The following is a 6526-nucleotide window of genomic DNA, read 5'->3' as shown; positions in this document are numbered from 1 at the left end:
CCAGGCTTTTGTGATGTTGGAAGCCCTACCCCTAACTCCCAACGGTAAAATAGACCATCGCGCTCTACCCACACCGGATTTAAACACTCAAATAGCAGACAAATTTATTGCACCCCGCAACCCCATCGAGGAAACATTAGCACTGATTTGGGCGCAAGTGCTGAGGTTAGAGCAAGTAGGTATTCACGATAATTTCTTTGAACTGGGGGGGCATTCCCTACTAGCTACTCAGGTAATTTCTCGCTTACAGGAAGCCTTTGGGACTTCGTTGCTGTTGCGTTATCTATTTGAATCACCAACGATCGCCCAGTTAAGTGAAGTCATCTCAAGTGAACTTCAAACTAATTCGGGTCTGACGGTACCACCGATTGTACCTGTTTCCAGAGATGCAGACATTCCCCTATCTTGGGCGCAAGAGCGTCTGTGGTTTGTGCATCACTTGGAAGGCGAAACTGGTGCTTACACAATACCTTTCGCCATGCGTCTGTTAGGGAATTTGAATGTCAAAGCTTTGGAACAAGCTCTTCAGGCGATGGTACAACGCCACGAAGTTCTGCGGACTCAGTTTGAGATCAAGAATAACAAGCCAATCCAGGCGATCGCTCAAAATATTACCATAACGATGCCAGTGGTGGATCTACAGAATTTACCAGATCCCTGGAAACAAGTGAAGCAACAGGTAGAAAAGGAAGTCTGCAAACCATTCGATCTGGTTAATGGCCCTGTAGTGCGAGCAGTGCTTTGGCAAGTTGCGATCGACGAATACGTATTTGTGTTAGCGATTCACCATATTGCTGCTGATGGTTGGTCAGTAGGCATTTTAATCCGCGAACTGTCAGCTTATTATCAAAGTATTTCTACGGGTAGTTCAATGGTGTTACCAGAGTTACCTGTACAGTATGCCGACTTTTCCGTGTGGCAACGCCAGTGGCTAACAACTCAGGTGTTGGGGCGTCAGTTAAGCTACTGGAAGCAACAGTTAGCAGGAGCGCCACCTCTGATCGAACTGCCCACAGACCGTCCCCGCCCAGCTATACAGACTTTCCGAGGAGGTACAGAACGATTTCAATTAGACGACAAGCTGACACAGCAACTTAGACAGATCAGCCAGGAATCTGGAAGCACTCTGTTTATGACGCTGTTGGCAGGTTTTGTCGTATTACTGTCTCGTTACAGTGGACAAACGGATCTTGTGGTTGGCTCACCAATTGCTAATCGCAACCGCAAAGAAATCGAAGGGTTAATTGGATTTTTTGTCAATACTCTGGCACTGAGATTTGATCTGTCCCAAGAACCAACCTTTGAAGCTCTACTGGCACAGGTACGACAGGTGACTCAAAACGCCTATGATCATCAGGATTTGCCTTTCGAGATGTTAGTCGAAGAGTTACAGGTTGAGCGGAACCTGGATCGCAACCCACTAGTGCAAGTGTTATTTGCTCTCCAGAATGCTGCAACTTCTCCTTGGGATCTGCCTGGTTTAAGGATCGAGGAGGTGTCTTGGGAGCTTGACTCGGTTCGATTTGATCTAGAAGTCCACTTCTGGGAAGCACCTGAAGGTCTTGAGGGCTTTTGTTTTTACAACAAAGATTTATTTGATGCGGCGACTATTGCCCGCATGATGCAACATTTCCAGACTTTGCTCGTAGCAATAATAGCAAATCCACAGCAGCCAGTGTCATTACTCCCCTTACTCACACAGCACGAACGCCACCAACTGTTGGAAGAGTGGAATAATACTCAAGCAGACTATCAGAATAAGTGTATTCATCAGTTGTTTGAGGAGCAGGTAGCGCGTACCCCTGATGCAGTTGCTGTGGTGTTTGAGAATGTACAAACAAGGGTATTCGCGTCTCTAACATATCAGCAGTTGAATTGTCGTGCTAATCAGTTGGCGCACTATTTGCGGTCTTTGGGTGTGGAAGCTGATGTGCTGGTGGGTATTTGTGTAGAGCGATCGCTCTTAATGCTCGTGGGACTGTTGGGAATTCTCAAAGCGGGTGGTGCTTACGTGCCGCTTGAACCAACATATCCCCAAGAACGCTTGGCTTATATGCTGAATGATTCACAAGTGCAGGTACTGTTGACTCAAGAGAAATTCCTGACTAGTCTGCCGGAACATGGGGCGCGTGTAGTTTGCTTAGATACAGACTGGGGAGAAATCGGTGCAGTTGGTGAAGATAATCCTGTCACTAGCTCTACAATTGACAAATTAGCTTATGTCATCTACACTTCCGGCTCAACAGGAAAACCTAAAGGAGCAATGAATACCCACCTGGGGATTTGTAATCGCCTGTTGTGGATGCAACAAGCCTATCAATTAACACCAGCAGATTGCGTTTTACAAAAGACTCCTTTCAGTTTCGACGTCTCAGTTTGGGAGTTCTTCTGGCCATTATTGAATGGAGCGCGTTTAGTTGTGGCTAAACCAGGTGGACATAAGGATAGTACTTACTTGGTCAACCTAATTTTAGAACAACAGATTACTACGCTGCATTTTGTCCCTTCCATGCTCCAGGCTTTCATAGAAGAACAAAATTTAAAAAATTGCAGTAGCTTGAAACGAGTTATCTGTAGTGGTGAAGCTCTGCCTTTAGAATTACAGGAACGCTTTTTCACTCGTCTAGAGTGCGAATTGCACAATTTGTACGGGCCAACAGAAGCTGCAATTGATGTTACCTCCTGGCAATGCCAACCACATAGTAATCTTAGGACAGTACCTATTGGGCGAGCGATCGCCAACACACAAATCTACATCCTAGACTCGCACTTACAACCAGTACCAATTGGTGTACCAGGAGAGTTACACATAAGTGGTGTGGGATTGGCACGCGGCTATCTTAACCGCCCCGACTTGACCAACGAGAAATTTATTCCCAATCCCTTCGAGAAGTCAGGAGAAAGTAGATTATACAAAACCGGAGATTTAGCACGTTATTTGCCTGATGGCAATATTGAATATCTAGAACGCATAGATAATCAAGTAAAAATACGCGGCTTCCGTATCGAGTTGGGTGAAATTGAAGCAGTATTAAGTCAACACCCCCTGATACAGGAGAGTGTCGTCGTCGCCAGAGCTGATAATACTGGTGATAAACGTCTGGTGGCTTACTTAGTACCTACTCTTCATCGCCAAGCATTACCCCAAGAAGTTGCCCAATGGCAAAGCGAGTACGTTAGTGACTGGCAAATGCTCTATGAACAAGCCTATAGCCAACCTCAAGCATCCACAGATGACCTGACGTTTAATATTATTAGTTGGAACAGTAGTTATACCAAACAACCCATCCCGACTGAGGAAATGCACGAGTGGGTTGAGAGTACGGTGAGCCGAATTATGGCGGTTGAACCGAAGCGGGTATTAGAAATTGGTTGTGGCACGGGTTTACTGCTATTTCGCATTGCCAAAAACTGCCAACAGTATTGGGGAACAGATTATTCCATAGCAGCCATACAGTACGTTGAGCAGGTATGCGACACGGTTGAAGGTCTAGAAAATGTGCAACTGCTACACCAAATGGCGGATAATTTTGCAGGTATCCCCCAAGCAGAATTCGACACTGTAATTTTGAACTCAGTAGTGCAGTATTTTCCCAGTGTTGAGTATTTGTTGCAGGTTCTAGAAGGAGCAATGGCAACAATTGGCGATCGCGGTACCCTATTCGTGGGCGATGTCCGCAGCTTGTCGTTATTGGAGTCATACCATGCAGCTGTGCAGTTCTCCCAAGCCGACGAGTCAAGAAGCATTGAGCAATGGCAGCGAATGGTACACTCTAGTGTAGCTGCCGAAGAAGAACTGGTCATCGATCCCAGGTTTTTCATCGCCTTGAAACACCGTTTTCCTCAGATTGCTTGGCTGGAGATTCAGCCCAAACGTGGTGACAGTCAAAATGAGTTAACTCAATTTCGTTATGATGTCACCCTGCATGTGGATGCTAATGTCCAAGCATCTGTACGGAGCGAAGCCGAAGCGACGGTAGTTCCTTGGTTAAACTGGCAACTAGACAAGCTCTCATTAGCACAGATTCAAAATCAACTGCATGTCCAACAGCCACAACTGTTGGGAATCAGACGTGTGCCTAATCAACGGGTGCAGCAAGCCTTACAGATTTGGCAATGGTTGGAAAATCCTCCCAATCTCGAAACAGTCAGCCAATTGCGGCAGTTGCTAGCACAACAGTCAACAATTGGGATCAATCCTGAAGAGTTTTGGGAGTTAGGGCAGGAGCTCGGTTACACTGTTCACCTAAGTTGGTGGGAGGGTAGTCAGGATGGTTGCTATGATGTGGTGTTATGTCGTAATAGTTCAACGCAAGCATCTGACAAGCAAGACTTCGACTACGCTCACTACAAGTTTTGGGATACTTCAACACTCACTACTAAACCCTGGACTGACTACACTAATAATCCCTTGCACGGCAAGTTAGTCCAGAAATTGGTACCACAAGTGCGGGAATTTATCCAACAAAAGCTACCCAATTATATGGTGCCTCAAGCTTTTGTCCTCCTCAATGCCCTGCCTTTGACACATAATGGTAAGGTGGATCGTCGGGCGCTTCCCACACCTGATACAGCTTCCAGAAATCTTTCAACTGGCTTTGTTTCACCTCGAACCCCCATTGAAGCTCAATTAGCTCAAATTTGGAGTGAAGTTTTAGGACTTGAACGTATTGGCGTTAAGGACAACTTCTTTGAGCTTGGTGGTCATTCACTACTAGCTACTCAAGTAATTTCACGGATCAACTCAGCTTTTGGACTTGACCTATCTATACAGATGGTGTTTGAGTCTCCCACAGTAGCTGGAATCGCATCCTACATGGAAGTAGTGGATTTGGTAACACAAGATTTATCGGTTAAAGAAGTCAGTAAAAAGGTAGTGGAGTTTTGAAAATGACTAACAGCATTGTTGAATTTGTTCGTCACCTGAGCAACTTGAGTATTGATCTAGAGACCGATGGCGATCGCTTGCGTTGTCATGCGCCTGAAGGAGTGTTAACTCCAATGCTGCATCAGGAAATAGCTGGGCGTAAAACAGAAATTATTCTATTTTTACAACAAGCAAAGCAGGTTAAAACCTCCGAGCAGTTACCCATTCAACCCGTGCCACGAGACGGTGAGCTACCACTATCTTTCGCCCAACAGAGGCTTTGGTTTCTGCACCAGCTCTCACCCGATAGTACTGCTTACAATATGTTGGAGGCTCTGCGGCTAGACGGTTCGCTTAATATAGTTGCACTAGAGCAGAGCCTGAATGAACTTGTCAGCCGTCACGAGGTTTTAAGAACCACTTTTCCTACGGTAGACGGAAAACCTGTCCAGCTAATTGCTTCTCCTACTGCCTTAACTTTGCCAACGCATAATTTGCAGGATTTGTCAACCGAAGAGCAAACAGACCAAATTCGACAAATAGCGAAGTTCCTTGCGTCCAAACCTTTCGATTTGGCTGTTGGGCCATTAATAGAATTTACTCTACTCCAATTGAGTCCCCAAGAGTATGTACTGTTGTTGAAGATGCACCACATCATCTACGATGGCTGGTCTTTGAACATCTTCTTTAGTGAGTTATCTCAGCTATACGCAGCTTTCACTCAAGGATTGACCAACCCACTACCTGAATTACCCATCCAATACGCTGACTTTGCTTTTTGGCAACGTCAGTGGCTGACAGGCGAAGTCCTTGATCGCCAAATCAATTACTGGCAAAAACAATTAGCGGGTGTCTCTGGTGTACTAGAACTACCTGGCGATCGACCACGTCCTCCAGTTCAGAGTTACCGGGGTGGAGTTGAGTGTTTTCAATTAGACCACGACCTCACGCAACGCCTCAAGCAACTGAGCCAACAGTCAGACTCAACGTTGTTTATGACCCTACTAGCGGCTTTTTTGGTGTTAATTTCTCGTTATAGTGGTCAGTCAGATATTGTTGTTGGCTCGCCGATCGCCAATCGCAATAGCAAAAGCGTCGAGCAGCTGATGGGGTTTTTTGCTAACACCCTAGCCTTAAGGGGCGATCTCTCGCTCAACCCCAACTTTGCTGACTTTTTAGCGCAAATGCGGCAAACAACTTTGTCAGCATACGCTCACCAAGACTTACCCTTTGAAATGTTAGTGGAAAAATTACAACTAGAGCGAGATTTGAGTCGTAATCCTCTAATACAAGTAATGTTTTCCCTCCAAAATACTCCACACTCGGAAGACAGTTTGTCAGGTTTAACGATCCAGAATCTACCCTTGCCAATTGATGTCAAAGCCAGGTTTGATTTGGAAGTGAACTACTGGGAAACAGAAGCAGGTTTAGAGGGCGTTTGGTCTTACAATGCTGATTTATTTAATGCAACTACAATTATTCGCATAGCTCAACATTTTGAAACTTTACTCACAGCAATTGTGGCAAATCCCCAAGCGCGAATAGCAGAATTACCCCTGCTGACAGAATCTGAGCGTCAACAATTGTTGGTAGAGTGGAACTCGACTCAGACAGACTATCCGTCTGATAAATGTATCCATCAGTTGTTTGAACAACAGG

At 45.5% G+C, this 6526-nt stretch carries 2 protein-coding genes; both read left to right on the top strand.

Translation table 11 applies throughout. The features are described from left to right. A partial coding sequence (locus AC5JMK_RS11660; RefSeq protein ID WP_495910138.1) for a class I SAM-dependent methyltransferase occupies positions 1-4888 on the top strand: 4888 nt, incomplete at its 5' end. A 2-nt stretch (positions 4889-4890) separates the two neighbouring features. Then, the coding region (locus tag AC5JMK_RS11655) for a condensation domain-containing protein (protein WP_495910137.1) at positions 4891-6526 on the top strand (1636 nt) is incomplete at its 3' end.

It is taken from the genome of Pelatocladus sp. (genome assembly GCF_059505505.1).
This window is presented reverse-complemented; position numbering and strand designations above follow the sequence as displayed.